Consider the following 18,149-nt stretch of genomic DNA (forward strand, 5'->3'; position numbering starts at 1 on the left):
CTATTGAAATAAGAGCTGCTTACGCTCTATCCATAAGCGCTAGCGGCCTAAAAGGCTTGCATTATTCGGCCAGGAAGCCCTCCACCAGCCGCGCCAGGGCTTCGGGCTGGTCGTGGTGCAGCATGTGGCCCGCGTCCTGGACGGTCGCCACCGTGGCGTTCGGCACCGATTGCAGGCGCTGGTGGTATTCGGCCAGCGTGTAGCCCAGGCCCCAGCGGGCCAGGCTGTCGTCAGACGCCTCGACCGACAGCGTGGGCGCGGTGATGCGCTGGTACACGGCCAGTACTTCGTCGACGCGGTAGAGCAGGGCGTTGCGCAGCTTGTGGGCCGGGTCGCCCAGAATCTGCCAGGGCCGGGTGCCATCGTTCTGGATGGTGGGGGCCGACCAATGCTGGGCCAGCCAGTCGGCCTTGTCCTGGGGCAGGCGGGGGTTGGTTTTCATCAGGCGGCCGGCCACGCCGCGCAGGTCGGGGTAGGTTTTCAGGCGCATCTCGCCCTGGTGCAGGCTGTGCAGGCCGTCCATCCACTGGGCGTAGCGCCCGGGGGCCTGGGACGGCTTGGTGGCCGGCATGCCAAAGCCCTCCAGGTTCACCAGGCGGCGGATGCGCTCGGGGCGCACACCGGCATACAGCATGGCGATGTGGCCGCCCATGCTGTGGCCCACCAGGTCCACCGCCTGGCCAGGGGCGTAGTGGTTCAGCAAAAAGTCCAGGTCGGCCAGGTAGTCGGGAAACCAGAAGCTGTCGGCCCCGCCGCCGCCGGTCTGGCCAAAGCCGCGCCAGTCGGGGGCCAGGATGTGGCGGTCCTGGGCCATTGCATCCACCATGAACTGGTAGCTGGCGGCCACGTCCATCCAGCCGTGCAACAGCACCAGCGCAGGCTGGCCGGGGCGGGGCTGGCCCCATTGGCGTACGTGGTACCGGAGGGTGCGGATGGGGGTGAATTCGCTGCGCGAGGGGCGTTGGGTGGCGTACATGCCGCAATAATAAAACGTGTTGTAGGATGGAAAAATCCCCTCTGACTACGCTCCACCCATGAAAAAAATCCAACTCGGTCAAAGCGACCTGCAAGTTACCGCTGTCTGCCTGGGCACCATGACCTTTGGCGAGCAGGTGGCCGAGCCCCAGGCCCACGCCATCCTGGACCGCTCGCTGGAGCGCGGCGTGAACTTTGTGGACACGGCCGAGATGTATTCCGTGCCCGCCCGGGCCGAGACCTTTGGCGCCACCGAAACCATCCTGGGCCACTGGTTCATGAAAAACCCGGGCGCGCGGCACAAGACCGTGCTGGCCACCAAGGTGGCCGGCCCGTCGCGCGGCATGGGCTGGATCCGCGACGGCAGCCCCGACCTGACCCGTGCCGACATCATCGACGCCTGCCACGGCAGCCTGCACCGCCTGCACACCGACGTGATCGACCTCTACCAGATCCACTGGCCGGCGCGCCACGTGCCCGCGTTTGGCAGCGTGTACTTCGACCCGGAAAAGGACCTGCCGGTGTCTGGCATCCACGAGCAGCTCGAAGCCCTGGCCTCGCTGGTCAAGCAGGGCAAGGTGCGCAACATCGGCCTGTCCAACGAAACCCCGTATGGCGTGCACGAGTTTGTGCGGCTGGCCGAGCAGCACGGCCTGCCACGGGTGGCCACCGTGCAGAACCCGTACTGCCTGATCAACCGCACGGTAGAAAATGGTCTGGACGAAACCATGTACCGCCTGGGCGTGTCACTGCTGGCCTATTCGCCGCTGGGCTTTGGCCTGCTGACGGGCAAATACGATGCCTCGGGCACCACCGGGCCGGACGCACCCGCCGAGGGCCGCATGGCCAAGTTCGAGTCGATGCGCAAGCAGCGCTGGGGCCGCCCCGAGTCGCTGGAAGCCGCGCGCCGCTACAACGCCCTGGCCCGCGCCAACGGCATGACCCCCACGCAGATGGCGCTGGCGTTTTGCCATTCCAAATGGCAGGTGGCCAGCACCATCATCGGGGTCACCTCGGTGGCGCAACTGGACGAGTGCCTGGACGCCTGGGGTACCACCCTGCCGAGCGCGCTGCTGGCCGAAATCGACAAGATCCGCTGGGAGCTGCGCGACCCGGCACAGTAAGTCGATTGCTACTATTTAAGTAGCTTCTCACGCTTATGTAATGGGCGATAGCGGCACTTTTCTTATAAATCATCGGACATGGCCAAGACTGCGCACATTTCGGAAACCCCGGCCACCCAGTTCCTCAAGGCGCAGGGTGTCGCCTTCACCGAGCACCCCTACACCTACCTGGAGCACGGCGGCGCCCAGCACAGCGCCGAGGTGCTGGGGCTGGACCCGTTCACGGTTGTCAAAACCCTGGTGATGGAAGACGAGCACGCCAAACCGCTGATCGTGCTGATGCACGGCAACCGCGCGGTGTCGCTGAAGAACCTGGCGCGGCAGATCGGCTGCAAATCGGTGGCGCCCTGCAAGCCCGAGGTGGCGAACCGGCATAGCGGCTACCTGGTGGGCGGCACCTCGCCGTTTGCCACCCGCAAAACCATGCCGGTGTACATCGAAGCCGCCATCCTGGCGCTGCCCCGCATTGCCATCAACGGAGGGCGGCGCGGCTACCTGGTGGGGCTGGACCCGCAGGTGTGCGTGCAACTCTTGAATGCAAAGCCGGTGGACTGCGCCATTCCGCTGTAAACCACACATCTCGGCTGGCAAAATGCGCCACCGTTTGGAGACATAGTTTTGACCACGATTTACCCGATTCTTGCCACCCTGGCCGCCTACCTGCTGGGCTCGCTGTCGTTTGCCGTCATCGTCAGCCGGGCCATGGGCCTGAGCGATCCGCGCACCTTTGGCAGCAAAAACCCCGGGGCCACCAACGTGCTGCGCTCGGGCAGCAAGCCCGCTGCCATCGCCACCCTGCTGCTCGATGGAGTGAAGGGCTGGCTGCCGGTGGCCCTGGTGGGCTGGTATGGCGCGCCGTACGGCCTGGAAGAGGGCACCATCGCCCTGGTGGGGCTGGCAGCGTTTCTGGGCCACCTGTACCCGGTCTTTTTCAAGTTTGTGGGCGGCAAGGGCGTGGCCACCGCGCTGGGCGTGCTGCTGGGCATCCACCCCATTTTGGGGCTGGTGGCCATGCTGACCTGGCTGCTGGTGGCCTTCATCTTCCGGTTTTCGTCGCTGGCCTCGCTGGTGGCCACGGCCCTGGCCCCCGTGGTGTATGTGCTGGGCAGCGGCGGGGCCTGGTACAGCGAAACGCCGGTGCTGCTGTCGATGTGTGTGATGGGCGCGCTGCTGTTCTACCGGCACCGCGAAAATATCGTGCGCTTGCTGGGCGGCAAGGAATCCCGCCTGGGCAAGGGTAAAAAACCTACCTGAACTAGCGCGCCGTGGCCAGCCGGTCGGCGTAAATGCCCTGGCGCAGCAGGCTTTGGTGGTTCACGCGCACCGTTACCGCGTCCTGCGTCAGCGCGGCCTGGATCAGGGGGCTGCTGGTGGCGGTGCGGTGCAGGCGCGGCGGCGCAAAGGTGTCGCCCTTGCGGTTGAGCAACATCGCGACCAGCGGGTGGTTGGCTTTGGCGCTGCGGCGCAGCACCACGGCGGTTTCGCCACTGTCCATGCGCACATAGGTGCCGGGCGGGCACAGGCCAATGGCGCGCACCAGCGCAAAGCCCACCGGGTCGTGCGGGCCCAGGGCGCTGGTCATGATGCTGCGCACCGAATCCGTCACGCTGCGCCCGGTACGCGATTTGCGCGGGCTGACCATCGCGGCATAGCGGTCCACCACGCGCAGGGTGTGCGACAGCCGGGGCACCAGGCCCAGGGCCTGGATATCGCTGTGGGGGTCGTGGGGGCTATGGTGGGTGGCCACCACATCCAGCCAGTCGGGGTCGGTAATGCCCACGTCGGCCAGCACCTGGCAGCTGGCGGCGGCGTGGCCACGGATCAATGTTTGCTGGGCGTCGGTGGGCGGTGTGGTTTGCACGGCCAGGCTGTCCTGCAGCTGCGTCATGCCGATGTTCATGGTCATGGCGGCACACACCAGGCTGTCGCGCTCGCTGTCTACCAGGCGCAATTCGAGGGCGGTGATGTGGCACAGCACGGCGCATACCAGGGCGTGCAGGGCGCTGTAGCCGACCGATGCGTTGGTGGCCAGCTGGAACAGCAGGTACAGCGCGGTGTCGGTGTCTTGCAGCAGCAGGTCTTGCATCCAGCGGTCGTACTGGCGGATCTTGGAGCCAAAGTCGGGGATGTTGTGCGGATTGGCCAGCACCATGGCCAGGCCCGACTCCAGATCGGCCCACAGGCTGAGCAGGTCTTCGTAGTCGGCATCCTGCGGAGAGGGCACTTGGGTGGTGGGCATGGGTCGGGGGGGCGTCTAGAGGGACAGGCCGAATTTAGCAGAGACGGGGCAACAAAACCTGTTTGCGGTCTCAGTAGCGCCGTTCCAGCACCATCTGGTCGTTGATGCGGGTCATCTGGAACTGGGTCAGGAAGCTATTGCCCAGCAGCACGTAGGGCATGGACGAGGGTGTGACCACCGCCTCCACCCCCGGCAGCTCCACATCGCCAATGCGCACCGAGGCCAGCCGGATGCGCCAGCCCACCACGTTGCCGTTGGCCGTGCCCATGCGGATCTGCTCGCCGTTCTTGTAGGGGATGCCCATGCGCTCGGCGTCATTGACCCCCAGGCTGACCGCGGTGGCCCCGGTGTCCACCACAAACTGCATGGCCTGGCCGTTGATCTTGCCCGGCCCCATGAAGTGGCCCTGGCTGTCGGCCGTGAGCACGATCTTGTTGCCTGCCCCCTTGCCCTTGACGCTCACGGGCGACTCGCCCATGCGCAGGGTGGCACGCTTGCCCGCAATTTCCACCACCGCCTCTTCGTTGGCGGCAGACAGCACCTTGACCCCCATGTAGGTTTCGCCCGGTGCCACGCTCTTGGGCGCGCGGCCATCGACCAGCAGCAGCGCCTTGCCGCCCATCATGCCGCTCAGCGCCACGGTCTGGGCCTGCGCGCCCGCCACCACGGCCGCGCACAGCACGGTCAGGCCGAGGCGGTGCAGGAGGTGCATCAGTCGCGTTGGTTGTTGAAGCTCAGGGGCAGGTCGGTGATCTCCTTGCGGATCAGCGCCATGGCCGATTGCAGATCATCGCGCTTGGCACCGGTGATGCGCACCGCATCGCCCTGGATGGCGGCCGTGACCTTGAGCTTGCTGTCCTTGATGGCGCGGGTGATCTTTTTGGAAACTTCGGTCTCGATGCCGCTGCGCACCTTGATCACCACCTTGACCTTGTCGCCGCCCATCTTCTGCACGTCGCCCTTGTCGAGGAACTTCACGTCCACATTGCGCTTGGTGAGCTTGTTGGTCAGCACGTCCATGATCTGGTCGAGCTGGAACTCGGCGTCGCCGATCAGGGTGATCTCTTTGTCTTTCAGCGCGATGCTGGCCGAGGTGCCCTTGAAGTCGAAGCGGGTGGTGATTTCTTTGGTGGTGTTGTCCACGGCATTGCGCACTTCGGGCATGTCGGGTTCGCAAACGGTGTCGAATGAAGGCATGGTTTTCTCGGGAATAGGGGGCGGAATCTGGGCAAATATGGGGCGTGGGGGAGGATGGCCCGCCGCCCGGTGGGACAATCCAGGCATGTTAATCGAGAAAAATGTTCCCCTGCGCGGCTACAACAGCTTTGGCATCCATGCCCGTGCCCACACCCTGGTGCGCATCCGCAGCGAGGCCGACCTGCTGGCGCTGCGCGCCGACGCCACGCTGCAGCCGCAGCCCAAGTTCGTGCTGGGCGGTGGCAGCAACATCGTCATCACCGGCGACGTGAAGCCGCTGGTGCTCAAAGTTGAGGTGCCCGGCAAGCGCCTGGTGTCCGAGACCGACAAAGCCTGGGTGGTGGAGGCCGGTGCCGGGGAAAACTGGCATGACTTCGTGGCCTGGACGGTGGAGCAGGGCTACTGGGGGCTGGAAAACCTGGCCCTGATCCCCGGCACCGTGGGCGCCACGCCGGTGCAAAACATCGGTGCCTACGGCGTGGAGCTGCAAGACCGCTTCGAGGCGCTGGACGCGGTGGATCTGCTCACCGGCGACAGCTTCACCCTGAACGCCGCGCAGTGCGCCTTTGGCTACCGCGACTCGGTCTTCAAGCACCAGGGCGGCATGGGGCTGGAAGGCCGGGCGCTGATCACCCGCGTGCGCTTCCACCTGGCCAAGGCCTGGAAACCGGTGTTGGGCTACCTGGATCTGGAAAAGAAAATGGCCGCCACCGGCATTTCCGCGCCCAGCGCGCGCCAGATCTTCGACTGGATCTGCGAGATCCGCCGCGCCAAGCTGCCCGACCCGCAGGTGCTGGGCAATGCGGGCAGCTTCTTCAAGAACCCCACTGTCAGCGCCGAGCAATGCGCCGACATCATCGCCCGCGAACCCCGCGTGGTGTACTACCAGTTGGCCAACGGCACGGTGAAGCTGGCGGCTGGCTGGCTGATCGATGCCTGCGGCTGGAAGGGCAAATCGGTGGGCAACGCGGCGGTGTTTGAGAAGCAGGCGCTGGTGCTGGTGAACCGGGGCGGCGCCAAGCACCCGGCCACCGGCGGCGAGGTGATGACCCTGGCCAAAGCCATCCAGACCAGCGTGTACGAGCGCTTCGGCATCCGCCTGGAGCCTGAACCGGTGGTCGTTTAACGGGTCAATTTTCTATGCCGCATCTCGTCATCCTCTACACCGGTCAACTCGACGCACCCGCCGCCCAGGGCGGTAGCGACATCACCCAACTCTGCCGCAGCCTGGCCGACACCATGCTGGGCGTGCAAGACGACACGGGCAAACAGCTATTTCCCACCGGCGGCACGCGGGTGCTGGCCTACCCTGCGGCGCACTATGCGGTGGCCGATGGCCAGGGCGACTATGCGTTTGTCTACCTGAACCTGCGCATGGGCAAGGGCCGCAGCGAGGCCACCCAGCAGCGCGCGGGCGAGGCCTTGCTGGCCTGTACCCGGGCGCATTTCGCGCCGATTTTTGAGCAGCGCCCGATCGGCATCACCCTGCAGATCGACGTGGGCCCCGAGGTGTTTGACGGCAAATACAACAACCTGCACCCGCTGTTCCAGAAGAATTAGCGGATACAGGCAGAACGCGCACCTTCCAGAAACACCGCAGAACTGGCTTTGCCAGGCTGCTGGTGTTGCCCCTTGCAAGGGGGTTGGAGAAAGATGCGCAGCACTGCAGCCTGGGGGTGTTCAACCAAAATGGCAGATGTAGTGGTAAGGGGCGGTGACGCGGATCTGGAAGGAGGTATTGCCTGCCACGCTGAAGGTTTCGCCTTCGCCCGATTTCACCCACACGTCGGTGCCGGCCAGCATGTATTCGCATTCGCCACCCACGCCTTCCATGATCTCCGGCGCGCCGGTGTTGAAGGTCAATGTGGCGGGCAGGATCACGCCCACGCTCTTCTTGGTGCCGTCGGCAAAGGTCACGCCGTGGCTGATGCACTTGCCGTCGAAGTAGACGCTGGCTTGGGTGGTGACGGTAACGCTGGGGATGTGGGTAGTGGTCATGGCGAGAAGAGGGTTTGCTATTGGTTATATAGCTGCTCACGCTTATTAAATAAGCGCTGGAGGCATTTTTTACCTAAATTTAGCAGCTACGCGCTTTCGGATTCTAAGCGCGCGGTTTGTCCGTTTACATGGGCGGCGTGAAGCCATTGCGGCCCGCCAGAATGCGCTGCGCCGTGGGTTGGCCGTTGACCAGCTGGGCGTTTACCAGCACCTTGGCACCGGGCACCAGCAGGCTGGCATCGCCGGGCTGGAAGGTCACCACCGGTACGTTGGCGGGCACCAGCAGCTTCTTTTCGCCGTCTTTGCACTTCAGCGTCAGCGTGCGGCCATCGCCGGTGGCCACCAGATCGGCCACCGTGGCGTTGGTCATGGTGCTTTGCGGTTGCAGGTCCCAGGGGAAATGGCCCTCGCCCGTGCCGCGCGCGGCCTCGGGGAACACCAGCACCTCCAGTGCCACCTGGCTGCCGTCGGCCTGCGGCATGGCGGCGGTACCAATGAAGCTACCGGCCTTGATGTCGGCCAGCGCGATCGGCAAGACCTCGGACACCGGCGTGGCAGGGGTCATCCGCAGTTGCACCACTTCGCCGCTGCGCTCCTTGAGGGTGATGCTGCCCGCCTCCACCTTTTCGATGGTGCCGCGCAAACGTACGGTGGGGGCGCTGGCCTGGGCGAAGACGAGGGCACTGGCGCTGCACAGGGCCAGGCTGGCTATCAGGTGTTTGATCATGGTGTGACTGGGTGGTTTTTAAAAAGACTCCCCAGTCTATGGGCTATCGCGGAATCTTGTCGGCCCAGGCATTCGGGCTAAAGCCCACTGTAAGGACATCGCCACCCCATTCCACCACCGGGCGCTTCACGGTGCTGGTGTGCACCCGCATCACCGCCTGGGCGCTGGCGGCATCCACCACGCTGGCCTGGATGGCCGGGTCGAGCTTGCGCCAGGCCGTGCCCTGGCGGTTCAGCACCTTTTCCCAGCCCAACTGGGTGGTCCAGGTGGCCAGCCGGTCGGCGGGGACACCGGCCTTTTTGAAGTCGTGGAAGGTGTAGGGCAGGGCGTGGCTGTCGAGCCAGACGCGGGCCTTTTTGACCGTGTCGCAGTTGGGGATGCCGTAGAGGGTGATCATGGGCAGATTATTCCATAGGGCCCACCAATAGCTATATATTCAGTAGCGGCTTATGCTTGCTGCATAAGCGGTAGATGCCTAAATTTCATATAACTTGCGTAAAGGCATCCCTTCCAGAAGCACCACAGAACCGGCTTTGCCAGGCTGCTGGTGTTGCCCCCTGCAAGGGGGTTGGCGAGAGCGAAGCGAAGCCTGGGGGTGAGACAATCTTCCCCATGCAAACCCTGAACGACTGGCTGGCGCACTGCGAGCGGCTCCACCCCACCACCATTGAACTCGGCCTGGACCGGGTCCGCACCGTGGCCCAGCGCATGGGCCTGCGCTTCGACTGCCCGGTGATCACCGTGGCGGGCACCAACGGCAAGGGCTCCACCTGCGCCATGCTGGAGGCCATCCTGCTGCAGTCGGGCTACCGCACGGGGGTCTACACCTCGCCGCACCTGGTGCATTTTGAAGAACGCTGCCGGATTGGTGGCGAGATTGCCGGTGCTGCGGATTTCGTAGCGCACTTTGCAGCCGTAGAGAGCGCAAGAGGCGATATTTCCCTTACCTATTTTGAATTTTCAACCTTGGCGATTCTGGCGCTGATGGCGCAGTCCCAGCTGGATGTGGCGATCCTGGAAGTGGGCCTGGGCGGGCGGCTGGATGCCGTCAACATCATCGACACCGATTGCGCCATCATCACCAGCGTGGACCTGGACCACATGGAATTTCTGGGCACCACCCGCGAAGCCATCGGCTTCGAAAAGGCTGGCATCCTGCGCGCGGGCAAACCGGCAGTGGTCAGCGACCCCATGCCGCCGCAAAGCGTGCTGGACCACGCCCAGGCCATCGGCGCCGACCTGTGGCGCTTTGGCGAAGACTTCAACTTCTCGGGCGACAAGCAGCAGTGGGGCTGGGCCGGGCGTGGGCGCCGCTACGCAGGCCTGGGCTACCCCGGGCTGCGGGGGGCCAACCAGTTGATGAACGCCTCGGGCGTGCTGGCGGCGCTGACCGCGCTGCGCGAGCAGTTGCCCATCACCGCCCAGGCGGTGCGCACCGGCTTGTCCATGGTCGAACTGCCAGGCCGCTTCCAGATCGTGCCCGGCCAGCCCACCCTGGTGCTGGACGTGGCGCACAACCCGCACGCGGTGGCGGCGCTGGCGGCAAACCTGGATGCCATGGGCTTCTATCCCACCACCCACGCGGTGTTCGGGGCCATGGCCGACAAAGACCTGCTGCCCATGCTGGCGCGCATCGGCCCGTTGATCGACCGCTGGTATTTCACCGACATGCCCACCCCCCGCGCGGCCACGGCGGCGCACTTGCAAAGCCAGTGGCTGGCCCAAAATACCCGCAAGGATGCATCCAGTTCGGTGCACACGGACCCCATGCAAGCACTGCATGCGGCCATCGCCGCCGCAGACCCCGCTGATAGAATCGTGGTCTTTGGCTCGTTTTATACGGTTGGCGGGGTGCTGGAGGGCGGCATTCCCCGGTTGACCGCCAAACACCTCGGCTCCTGACACTCCGCATGGCTTTTTTCAAGTTTCGAACCCAGGGCGACGAACCGTCGGCAGGCCCCGCTGAAACCATCGACGGCATGCGCCGCCGCGCCCGGCACCGCCTGATTGGCGCGGCGCTGCTGGTGCTGGTGGGCGTAGTGGGGTTCCCGCTGCTGTTCGATACCCAGCCGCGCCCGGTCGCAGGCGATATCGCCATCGACATCCCCGACAAAGCCAAGGTCAAGCCGCTCAGCGTGGGCACGGTCAAGTTGGAAAAAGCGGTGGAAACCGATGCGCCCGTGGTGGCCGCCGCCCAGGAATCCAAGGTCTCCACCGAATCCAGCCTCGACCCCAAGGAAGAGGTGGTGGCACCCCGGCCCGTGGCCAAGGCCGAAAAGCCCGCCAAGCCGGAAGCCAGGCCAGAGCCCAAACCCGAGTCCAAACCGGAACCCAAACCCGAAGCCAAGCCCGCCCATAAGCCGGAAGACGACGCAGCCAAGGCCCGCGCTCTGCTGGATGGCAAGGCCACGGCCGACGCCGGCGATGGCCGCTTCATCGTCCAGGTGGGTGCATTTGCCGATGCCGACAAGGCCCGCGAAGCACGTTCCAAGCTGGAGCGGGCAGGCTTGAAAACCTATACCCAGGTGGTCGATACCAAGGACGGCCCGCGGACCCGGGTCCGGGTGGGGCCGTTTACCGGCAAGGGCGAGGCCGAAAAGGCCGCTAGCAAGATCAAGGGCCTGGCTTTGTCCGCCTCGATCCTGGCTTTGTAGGTGCTGAATTCCGTGGCGCTGCTGGATTGGGCAGTGCTGGCCACTTTGGTGTTGTCTCTGGTGCTGGGCGCGGTGCGCGGCCTGGTCTATGAGGTGCTGTCGGTGCTGGGCTGGATCGCGGCCTTTGTGGCGGCGCAGTGGTTTGCCGCCGATGTGGCCGCCAAGCTGCCCATGGGCACGGCTTCGGCCACGCTGCGGTTTGCGGCGGGCTTTGTGCTGGTATTTGTGGCGGCAGCGTTTGCCGCGGGGCTGATCGCCCGTTTGATCAAAACGCTGGTGCAGGCCGTGGGCCTGCGACCGGTAGACCGCGTGCTGGGGGCTGTGTTTGGCCTGCTGCGCGGTGTCATTTTGGTGTTGATCGGCGGAGTCGTCGTCCACCTGACCGGCATGCACCAGGGTGCATGGTGGCAAGAATCGCGCAGCGCCGGTGTGGTCACCGACGTGCTGCACACCGCCCGGCCCTTGTTGCCGGAGGCTTTTTCAAAATTTTTACCATGACGCAAGTCACTCGCTAGGGAATAAACCATGTGTGGAATCGTTGGAGTTGTCAGCAACGCCCCTGTGAACCAGTTGATCTATGACGCCTTGTTGCTGCTGCAGCACCGGGGCCAGGATGCGGCGGGTATCGCCACCCAGCTGGACCGCAAGTTCTTCATGCACAAGGCCAAGGGCATGGTGCGCGACGCGTTCCGTACCCGCGACATGCGGGCCCTGCCGGGCAACTGCGGTCTGGGCCAGGTGCGCTACCCCACGGCGGGCAATGCCTACAGCGAAGAAGAGGCCCAGCCCTTCTACGTCAACGCGCCCTTCGGCATCGTACTGGTGCACAACGGCAACCTGACCAACGCCCACGCGCTGAAGGCCGAGCTGTTCACCACCGACCACCGCCATATCAACACCGAGAGCGACTCCGAAGTGCTGCTCAACGTGCTGGCCCACGAGATCGAGAAATCCACCCGCGGCCTGCCGCTGTCGCCCATGGATGTGTTTGCCGCCGTGCGCAATGTGCACCGCCGCATCAAGGGTTCGTACGCCGTGATCGCCTCCATCGCGGGCCACGGCCTGCTTGCGTTCCGTGACCCGTTCGGCATCCGCCCCATGTGCCTGGGCCGCGCGCCCGGCTCGGTGATGTTTGCCAGCGAATCGGTGGCCCTGGAAGGCACCATGCACACCCTGGAGCGCAATCTGGCCCCCGGCGAAGCCGTGTTCATCGACCTGGAAGGCAATGTGCACGCCCAGCAGTGTGCCGATGCGCCCACGTTGAACCCCTGCATCTTTGAATATGTGTACCTGGCCCGGCCTGATTCGGTGATGGACGGCATATCGGTGTACCAAGCGCGCTTGAACCTGGGCGAGACCCTGGCCAAGCGGGTGATTTCTACCGTGCCGCCGCAAGACATTGACGTGGTGATCCCCATCCCCGAGTCCAGCCGCCCCAGTGCCATGCAGTTGGCGCAGTTGCTCGGCCTGCCGTACCGCGAAGGTTTTGTGAAAAACCGTTACGTGGGCCGCACCTTCATCATGCCCGGCCACGAAGTACGCAAAAAGTCGGTGCGCCAAAAGCTCAACGCGATTGCCAGCGAATTCAAGGGCCGCAATGTGCTGCTGGTAGACGACTCCATCGTCCGCGGCACCACCTCCAAAGAAATCGTGCAGATGGCCCGCGATGCCGGTGCCCGCAAGGTCTACATGGCCAGCGCCGCGCCGCCGGTGCGCTTCCCCAACGTCTACGGCATCGACATGCCGACCAAGGACGAGCTGGTGGCGCATGGCCGCACCGTAGAGCAGATCCGCGAACTGATCGGCTGCGATGCGCTGATTTACCAGGACGTGGACGGCATGAAGCGCGCCATCTGGGCCGCCACCGACACTTCTGTCGGTTCGCCCAACATGCCCATCAGTGGTTTCGATGCCTCCTGCTTTGATGGCGTGTACGTCACCGGCGACATCACCACCGACGACATCCAGCGCATGCGCGACAACCGCCCGGTGGAGCAAGAGTCGGGTGGCGACAACTCCCGCCTGGCCCTGCCGAACGCCGAACCCGCCTAATTTCTGAGAGTGCTATGAAGACCCGTACCCGTTTTGCCCCATCGCCCACCGGTTTCATCCACCTGGGCAACATCCGCTCCGCCCTATACCCCTGGGCATTTGCCCGCGCCACTGGCGGTGATTTCATCCTGCGCATTGAAGACACCGACGTGGAGCGCTCCACCCAGATCGCGGTGGACGTGATTATCGAAGGCATGCAGTGGCTGGGCCTGGACTACGACGAAGGCCCGTTCTACCAAATGCAGCGCATGGACCGCTACAAAGCCGTGCTGGCCGATCTGGTGGCTGCCGGGCATGTGTACCCCTGCTACATGTCGGTGGCCGAGCTCGATGCCCTGCGCGACGCCCAAATGGAAGCCAAGCAAAAGCCGCGCTATGACGGCACCTGGCGGCCCGCAGACGGCAAAACCTTGCCGCCCATTCCCGCAGGCGTGCAGCCCGTGCTGCGCTTCAAGAACCCGCAGGGCGGCTCGGTGGTGTGGGAAGACAAGGTCAAGGGCCGTATCGAAATCAGCAACGACGAGCTGGACGACCTGGTGATCGCCCGCCCCGATGGCACGCCCACCTACAACTTCTGCGTGGTGGTGGATGACCTGGACATGGACATCACCCACGTCATCCGCGGCGACGACCACGTCAACAACACCCCGCGCCAGATCAACATCTTCCGCGCCCTGGGCAAAGAGCCGCCGGTGTACGCCCATCTGCCCACCGTGCTCAACGAGCAGGGCGAGAAGATGAGCAAGCGCAATGGCGCCAAACCCGTCACCCAGTACGCCGTAGAAGGCTATCTGCCCGATGCCATGGTCAATTACCTGGCCCGCCTGGGCTGGAGCCATGGCGACGACGAAATCTTCAGCCGCGAACAATTCCTGCAGTGGTTCAACCTGGACCACCTGGGCAAGAGCGCTGCGCAGTTCGACGAAGCCAAGCTGCGCTGGGTCAACGCCCAGCATCTGAAGGCCATGGCCGACGACGCACTGGCGGCGCTGGTGGCGGTGCATTTGCAGGCCAAGGGCATTGCCAGCGATGAGCGCCTGCCGGCCATCTGTGGCCTGTTCAAAGACCGCTGCGACACCACCGTGGTGCTGGCCGACTGGGCGGCAACGTTCTACGCCGACGTCACGCCCAAAGCCGAAGAGCTGGCCCAGCACGTCACACCGGCCATCCAGCCTGCGCTGGCATTGCTGCGCGAGAAGCTGGCGGCCTGCGCCTGGGACAAGCCCAGCATTGCGGCCGCCATCAAGGAAGTGCTGGCAGCGCAGGGCCTGAAGATGCCCCAATTGGCCATGCCGGTGCGCGTGTTGGTGATGGGCACAGCCCAGACTCCATCGCTGGATGCAGTGCTTTTTTTAAGTTCTCAAGAAAAAGTTTTGCAACGCTTGCAAACATCGTAATTTGCACGCTATAATTTGAGGCTTGGAAGGTTAACAACAAAGCAGAGCTTACAAGGCAAAGCAGAGTTGGAGACAAAGTTGGGGGGTATAGCTCAGCTGGGAGAGCGCTTGCATGGCATGCAAGAGGTCAGCAGTTCGATCCTGCTTACCTCCACCACTTCTTTCAAGTGTGGAAGTTATTTTTGATAACGTTGTTCCAAGGTTTTGACCCTATCGTCTAGAGGCCTAGGACACTACCCTTTCACGGTAGGTACCGGGGTTCGAATCCCCGTAGGGTCGCCAAGTTGTAGCGCTTGGGTATGTTGCTCGCAAGAGCCGTGTGCCGAAAGCTATCTACCAGGAGTGGTAGTTCAGTTGGTTAGAATACCGGCCTGTCACGCCGGGGGTCGCGGGTTCGAGTCCCGTCCACTCCGCCACAATGGAAAAAGCCTTCTAGTTCGCAAGAATTAGAAGGCTTTTTGCTTGGTGAAATTATTTTGAGATCCCCCAGGGACACCTGCATGACCGACACCACGGAAACCACGCTTCTCGATACGTCCCCCAACGGGCCAAATTACCCCGCAGACAGCTTGCTGGTCGAATCGCTCGACATCGAAGCCCAGGGCGTGGCCCACAAACCCGATGGAAAAGTCGTGTTCATCAAGGGCGCGCTGCCGTTCGAGGTGGTCACCGCCAACATCAACCGCAAAAAAGCCAGTTTCGAGCAGGCCACCGTGGGGGCCATCCACCGCGAGTCGTCCCAGCGCGTGCGGCCCGGCTGCCCGCATTTCGGGCTGCACGAAGGCGCATGTGGCGGCTGCAAGATGCAACATTTGCACGTAGGTGCGCAGGTGGCCATCAAGCAACGGGTGCTGGAAGACAATCTCTGGCACCTGGGCAAGCTCAAGGCCGACAGTATCTTGCGTCCCATTGAAGGCCCGGCCTGGGCTTACCGCTACCGGGCACGGCTGTCGGTGCGCTATGTGCGCAAAAAGGGCGAGGTGCTAGTGGGTTTCCATGAGCGCAAGAGCGGCTACGTGGCCGACATGAAGGTCTGCCCGGTGCTGCCGCCGCACGTCAGCGCCTTGCTGCTGCCGCTGCGGGCCCTGATTAGCGGCATGGACGCCCGCGAAACCCTGCCGCAGATCGAGCTGGCCTGTGGCGATACCGTCACGGCCATGGTGCTGCGCCACATGGAGGCCCTGAGTGCGGGCGATCTGGCGCAACTGCGGGCATTTGGCACTTTGCATAACGTGCAGTGGTGGTTGCAGCCCAAAGGGCCGGACACCATCCATTTGCTGGAGGAGGGCGGCGACCAGCTGGCCTATGCGTTGCCCGAGTTCGGCATCACCATGCCTTTCAAACCCACCGATTTCACCCAGGTGAACCCGCAGATCAACCGCGTGCTGGTGGTGCGGGCGCTGCGTTTGCTGGAGGTGCAAAAGACCGAGCGCGTGATCGACTGGTTCTGCGGCCTGGGTAACTTCACCCTGCCGCTGGCCACCCTGGCGGGCGAGGTGCTGGGCATTGAGGGCAGCGAAACCCTGGTGGCCCGCTCGCGCGAAAATTACAAGCTGAATCAGGCTCTAGCTCTTGATTCATCGGCGCTAGCAGCTACGAAGTTTGTAGCACGCAACCTGTTCGAGATGACCCCCGAGTTGCTGATGGCCGACGGCAGCGCCGACAAGTGGCTGATCGACCCGCCGCGCGAAGGCGCTTTTGCACTGGTACAGGCCTTGGCCGCATTACACCAAGACCCCGCTTTGCGCCAGGGCTGGACGCCGCCCACGCGCATTGTCTACGTGAGCTGCAACCCGGCCACGCTGGCCCGCGATGCCGACGTGCTGGTGCACCAGGCGGGTTACCGCTGCGTCTCGGCCGGGATGGTGAATATGTTCCCGCACACCGCCCACGTGGAGAGCATGGCGGTGTTTGAGCTGGAAGCGTAAGAGCGTTTTTAAGAGGCCTTGGCCTTGCCGCTGCGGGGCTCTTTGGCCTTGGGGGCGGCTTCTTCCTTGGTGGCGGCCACGGCTTCTTCGGCAGGGGCCTCGCCTTCCACCGGGATTTTGACCACCGAGGCCACGCCCTCGATCTTGTTCTCGCGCATGTACGCGTCCATTTCCTTCCAGCCCTGGAACACCGAGGCCTTGGCGGCTTTGGGGTTCAGGGTGTAGCAGTCTTCAATGCCGCGCAGCGCGTGGCGGCAGGCACCGCCCGTGGCTTTGGCGTCGGCCTCGCGTGCCAGCACCTTGGGGTCGGGGTAGACACCCGGGATCTCGCAGCCTGCCAGGAGCAGGACGGCGCAAGAGACAAGGAGGTGGCGGGTGGACATGGGCATAAAGTGTGGGCAGTAGCCTAATTATCGGCTTCTGGCCCCCAACATTGAACTTTACTTCGGCAACGGCCCAAGAAAAAGGCCCCGAAGGGCCTTGTCGAGAGGGGAGGACGTGCGCTCAGTCGCGTTCGCCGCCCATGATGCCCAGCAACGACAACAGGCTTTGGAAGATGTTGAACAGGTCCAGGTACAGGGCCAGGGTGGCGGTGATGTAGTTGGTCTCGCCGCCGTCGATGATCTGCTTCAGGTCATACAGCATGTAGGCGCTGAAAATGCCGATGGCGGCCACCGAGATAGCCATCATGCCCGCGGTAGAGCCCACAAAGATGTTGACGATGCTGCCCACCATCAGCACCAGCACGCCGACGAACAGCCATTTGCCCATGCCGGAGATGTCGCGTTTGATGACGGTGGCCACGCTGGCCATCACGAAGAACACGCCTGCCGTGCCCGCAAACGCGGTCATGACCAGGTCAGGCCCGTTCTTGAAGCCCAGCACCATGGCGATCATGCGCGACAGCATCAGGCCCATGAAGAAGGTAAAGCCCAGCAGCACCGGCACACCGGCGGCCGAATTCTTGGTCTTTTCAATGGCATACATGAAGCCGAACGCACCGCCCAGGAAGACGATCATGCCCAGCCCGCCGCGCAGGCTTTGGGTGATGCCCGTGGCCACGCCCAGCCACGCACCCAGCACCGTAGGCACCAGGCTCAGGGCCAGCAGCCAGTAGGTGTTGCGCATGACGCGGTTGCGTTGCTCTTGCAAGGCGCCGGTGTTGGGGCTGATGCCAAAACCTGCGCTGGTGTAACGGTCGTTCATAGGGAGGTGTCCTTCAAATTCTGCAAAGCAGTTGGGGAAATTCTAGGGCGATTCAAGGGCAAAGCAGAAATATTGCCGCAGACGAGACCTATTTTTCCTGGGGGTACTGGACAAACCCGGGCCGAAAATGGCTGATTTTCATGCTGCACTGCGGCAAAAATCAGATGCTGCCGTTATGCTTTGGGTTTTATCCACCCACCAGGAAGCTGTCTTGAAAACCAAATCCGTACTCGAATTCGCCGACGTGAAAACCATTGCCGATGCCGCCGTTGCCGAAGCGCTGAAGCACCAGTGGGCGGTGACTATCGCCATCGTGGACGACGGCGGCCACTTGTTGTCTTTGCAGCGCCTGGACGGTGCGGCGGCGCTGTCGTCGCACATTGCGCCCGCCAAGGCCCACACCGCCGCGCTGGCCCGCCGTGAATCCAAGGTATATGAAGACATCATCAACGGTGGCCGCACCGCCTTCCTGACCGCGCCCTGCATTGAGGGCATGTTGGAGGGTGGCGTGCCGATCATCAAGGATGGCCAGTGCATCGGCGCGGTGGGTGTCAGCGGCGTGAAGTCGCCCGAAGACGCGCAAATCGCCCGGGCTGGTATCGCCGCCATCGGTTTGTAATTGCTCTGTTTTTTATAGCTTCTTGCGCTGATT

General features: G+C 63.7%; 21 protein-coding genes and 3 tRNA genes. 15 read left to right on the forward strand and 9 right to left on the reverse strand.

Annotated features, from left to right (window positions below; all coding sequences use genetic code 11):
• Nucleotides 1-61: 61 nt before the first annotated feature.
• Nucleotides 62-976 (reverse strand): alpha/beta fold hydrolase, encoded by a 915-nt coding sequence (locus tag AB3G31_RS03985; RefSeq protein ID WP_367848923.1) that lies wholly within the window; start codon nucleotides 974-976, stop codon nucleotides 62-64.
• Between the two features lie 58 nt (nucleotides 977-1,034).
• On the opposite strand from AB3G31_RS03985, the gene AB3G31_RS03990 reads away from it, so the two are divergent.
• The 3 genes from AB3G31_RS03990 to plsY all read left to right on the forward strand — a co-directional run bounded on the left by AB3G31_RS03990 (nucleotide 1,035) and on the right by plsY (nucleotide 3,353).
• Nucleotides 1,035-2,099, forward strand: coding sequence for an aldo/keto reductase (locus AB3G31_RS03990; RefSeq protein WP_367848924.1), 1,065 nt, complete (start codon nucleotides 1,035-1,037; stop codon nucleotides 2,097-2,099).
• Nucleotides 2,100-2,177: 78 nt separating this feature from the next.
• A complete protein-coding gene (locus AB3G31_RS03995) occupies nucleotides 2,178-2,669 on the forward strand; it encodes an aminoacyl-tRNA deacylase (protein ID WP_367848925.1) in 492 nt (163 codons plus the stop codon).
• Nucleotides 2,670-2,717: 48 nt separating this feature from the next.
• A complete protein-coding gene (gene plsY / locus AB3G31_RS04000) occupies nucleotides 2,718-3,353 on the forward strand; it encodes a glycerol-3-phosphate 1-O-acyltransferase PlsY (protein WP_367848926.1) in 636 nt (211 codons plus the stop codon).
• Between the two features lies 1 nt (nucleotide 3,354).
• Here the strand turns inward: plsY and AB3G31_RS04005 are convergent, their stop codons facing one another.
• The 3 genes from AB3G31_RS04005 to AB3G31_RS04015 all read right to left on the reverse strand — a co-directional run bounded on the left by AB3G31_RS04005 (nucleotide 3,355) and on the right by AB3G31_RS04015 (nucleotide 5,535).
• Nucleotides 3,355-4,338 (reverse strand): HD-GYP domain-containing protein, encoded by a 984-nt coding sequence (locus tag AB3G31_RS04005; protein WP_367848927.1) that lies wholly within the window; start codon nucleotides 4,336-4,338, stop codon nucleotides 3,355-3,357.
• A 70-nt stretch (nucleotides 4,339-4,408) separates the two neighbouring features.
• Nucleotides 4,409-5,050, reverse strand: coding sequence for a TIGR02281 family clan AA aspartic protease (locus AB3G31_RS04010; protein WP_367848928.1), 642 nt, complete (start codon nucleotides 5,048-5,050; stop codon nucleotides 4,409-4,411).
• On the reverse strand, nucleotides 5,050-5,535 hold the full coding sequence (locus tag AB3G31_RS04015; protein ID WP_367848929.1) for a YajQ family cyclic di-GMP-binding protein: 486 nt from the start codon (nucleotides 5,533-5,535) through the stop codon (nucleotides 5,050-5,052). The genes AB3G31_RS04010 and AB3G31_RS04015 overlap by 1 nt, the downstream gene beginning before the upstream one ends.
• A gap of 85 nt (nucleotides 5,536-5,620) precedes the next feature.
• On the opposite strand from AB3G31_RS04015, the gene murB reads away from it, so the two are divergent.
• Nucleotides 5,621-6,661 (forward strand): UDP-N-acetylmuramate dehydrogenase, encoded by a 1,041-nt coding sequence (gene murB, locus AB3G31_RS04020; RefSeq protein WP_367848930.1) that lies wholly within the window; start codon nucleotides 5,621-5,623, stop codon nucleotides 6,659-6,661.
• Nucleotides 6,662-6,675: 14 nt separating this feature from the next.
• Complete coding sequence (locus AB3G31_RS04025; protein ID WP_367848931.1) at nucleotides 6,676-7,095, forward strand: 5-carboxymethyl-2-hydroxymuconate Delta-isomerase; 420 nt, start codon at nucleotides 6,676-6,678, stop codon at nucleotides 7,093-7,095.
• Nucleotides 7,096-7,215: 120 nt separating this feature from the next.
• On the opposite strand, the gene AB3G31_RS04030 is transcribed toward AB3G31_RS04025, so the two are convergent.
• The 3 genes from AB3G31_RS04030 to AB3G31_RS04040 form a co-directional block, all read right to left on the reverse strand.
• Nucleotides 7,216-7,533 (reverse strand): pyrimidine/purine nucleoside phosphorylase, encoded by a 318-nt coding sequence (locus tag AB3G31_RS04030; RefSeq protein ID WP_315226026.1) that lies wholly within the window; start codon nucleotides 7,531-7,533, stop codon nucleotides 7,216-7,218.
• Nucleotides 7,534-7,657: 124 nt separating this feature from the next.
• Entirely contained in the window at nucleotides 7,658-8,260 is a 603-nt protein-coding gene (locus AB3G31_RS04035) for a hypothetical protein (RefSeq protein ID WP_367848932.1), read from the reverse strand.
• A gap of 43 nt (nucleotides 8,261-8,303) precedes the next feature.
• Nucleotides 8,304-8,657, reverse strand: a complete 354-nt coding sequence (locus AB3G31_RS04040; protein WP_367848933.1) for an arsenate reductase — start codon at nucleotides 8,655-8,657, stop codon at nucleotides 8,304-8,306.
• A gap of 215 nt (nucleotides 8,658-8,872) precedes the next feature.
• Here AB3G31_RS04040 and folC point away from each other — a divergent pair, with 215 nt between their 5' ends.
• The 9 genes from folC (at nucleotide 8,873) to rlmD (ending at nucleotide 16,291) form a co-directional block, all read left to right on the forward strand.
• Nucleotides 8,873-10,162, forward strand: a complete 1,290-nt coding sequence (gene folC / locus AB3G31_RS04045) for a bifunctional tetrahydrofolate synthase/dihydrofolate synthase (RefSeq protein WP_367848934.1) — start codon at nucleotides 8,873-8,875, stop codon at nucleotides 10,160-10,162.
• A gap of 8 nt (nucleotides 10,163-10,170) precedes the next feature.
• Nucleotides 10,171-10,914: an SPOR domain-containing protein gene (locus AB3G31_RS04050; protein ID WP_367848935.1), complete on the forward strand. Its 744-nt coding sequence runs from the start codon at nucleotides 10,171-10,173 to the stop codon at nucleotides 10,912-10,914.
• Entirely contained in the window at nucleotides 10,915-11,412 is a 498-nt protein-coding gene (locus AB3G31_RS04055) for a CvpA family protein (protein ID WP_367848936.1), read from the forward strand. It begins immediately after the preceding gene.
• A 27-nt stretch (nucleotides 11,413-11,439) separates the two neighbouring features.
• Entirely contained in the window at nucleotides 11,440-12,966 is a 1,527-nt protein-coding gene (purF, locus tag AB3G31_RS04060) for an amidophosphoribosyltransferase (protein ID WP_367848937.1), read from the forward strand.
• 14 nt (nucleotides 12,967-12,980) lie between these two features.
• The gene (gene gltX / locus AB3G31_RS04065) at nucleotides 12,981-14,363 is read left to right on the forward strand and encodes a glutamate--tRNA ligase (protein WP_367848938.1); all 1,383 of its coding nucleotides are present in this window, start codon (nucleotides 12,981-12,983) and stop codon (nucleotides 14,361-14,363) included.
• A gap of 81 nt (nucleotides 14,364-14,444) precedes the next feature.
• Nucleotides 14,445-14,520: transfer RNA gene (locus AB3G31_RS04070), tRNA-Ala, on the forward strand.
• Nucleotides 14,521-14,569: 49 nt separating this feature from the next.
• A tRNA-Glu gene (locus AB3G31_RS04075) sits at nucleotides 14,570-14,645 on the forward strand.
• Nucleotides 14,646-14,702: 57 nt separating this feature from the next.
• Nucleotides 14,703-14,779, forward strand: a tRNA-Asp gene (locus AB3G31_RS04080).
• Between the two features lie 84 nt (nucleotides 14,780-14,863).
• Complete coding sequence (gene rlmD, locus AB3G31_RS04085) at nucleotides 14,864-16,291, forward strand: 23S rRNA (uracil(1939)-C(5))-methyltransferase RlmD (protein ID WP_367848939.1); 1,428 nt, start codon at nucleotides 14,864-14,866, stop codon at nucleotides 16,289-16,291.
• 8 nt (nucleotides 16,292-16,299) lie between these two features.
• Here rlmD and AB3G31_RS04090 read toward each other — a convergent pair whose 3' ends face one another.
• The gene (locus tag AB3G31_RS04090; RefSeq protein WP_367848940.1) at nucleotides 16,300-16,674 is read right to left on the reverse strand and encodes a hypothetical protein; all 375 of its coding nucleotides are present in this window, start codon (nucleotides 16,672-16,674) and stop codon (nucleotides 16,300-16,302) included.
• A gap of 121 nt (nucleotides 16,675-16,795) precedes the next feature.
• Entirely contained in the window at nucleotides 16,796-17,497 is a 702-nt protein-coding gene (locus tag AB3G31_RS04095; protein WP_367848941.1) for a Bax inhibitor-1/YccA family protein, read from the reverse strand.
• A gap of 211 nt (nucleotides 17,498-17,708) precedes the next feature.
• On the opposite strand from AB3G31_RS04095, the gene AB3G31_RS04100 reads away from it, so the two are divergent.
• Nucleotides 17,709-18,116, forward strand: a complete 408-nt coding sequence (locus AB3G31_RS04100) for a heme-binding protein (protein ID WP_367848942.1) — start codon at nucleotides 17,709-17,711, stop codon at nucleotides 18,114-18,116.
• Nucleotides 18,117-18,149: the final 33 nt, after the last annotated feature.

Origin of the sequence: Rhodoferax sp. WC2427, from assembly GCF_040822085.1 — a bacterium.
Taxonomy (GTDB): Bacteria; Pseudomonadota; Gammaproteobacteria; order Burkholderiales; family Burkholderiaceae_C; genus Rhodoferax_B.